We start from the raw sequence: 571 nt of genomic DNA, 5'->3' as shown, positions 1-571 counted from the left end.
GTAACCGCGCACTGTAACTGGATAGGAAGCGATAACCCCATGAACAAATTCACCCTGCTCGAAGGCCTGGTGGCGCCGCTGGACCGCGCCAACGTCGACACCGACGCCATCATTCCCAAGCAATTCCTGAAATCCATCAAGCGCACCGGCTTCGGCCCCAACCTGTTCGACGAATGGCGTTACCTGGATCATGGCGAACCCGGCATGGACAACAGCAAGCGTCCGCTGAACCCGGACTTCGTGCTGAACCAGCCGCGTTACCAGGGCGCCTCCATCCTGCTGGCGCGCAAGAATTTCGGCTGCGGTTCCTCGCGCGAGCATGCGCCCTGGGCGCTGGAGCAGTACGGCTTCCGCGCCGTGATCGCGCCGAGTTTTGCCGACATTTTCTTCAACAACTGCTACAAGAACGGCCTGTTGCCGATTGCGCTGACGGAAGCGCAGGTCGACCAGCTGTTCAATGAAGTCAAGGCATTCCCCGGCTACAAGCTGGTGGTCGACCTGGAAAAGCAGACCGTCGCCACCAGCAATGGCAGCGCGGTATTCCCGTTCGAGATCGACGCCTTCCGCAAGT

General features: G+C 60.2%; 1 protein-coding gene. It reads left to right on the top strand.

Annotated elements, in window-relative coordinates:
• Positions 1-39: 39 nt before the first annotated feature.
• The coding region (gene leuD / locus JK635_RS28930) for a 3-isopropylmalate dehydratase small subunit (protein WP_202655513.1) at positions 40-571 on the top strand (532 nt) is incomplete at its 3' end.

The organism is Neobacillus paridis (assembly GCF_016765675.1).
Taxonomy (GTDB): Bacteria; Bacillota; Bacilli; order Bacillales; family Cytobacillaceae; genus Neobacillus; species Neobacillus paridis.
The sequence above is the reverse complement of the archived record's forward strand: the minus strand, read 5'-3'. Positions and strand labels throughout refer to the sequence as shown.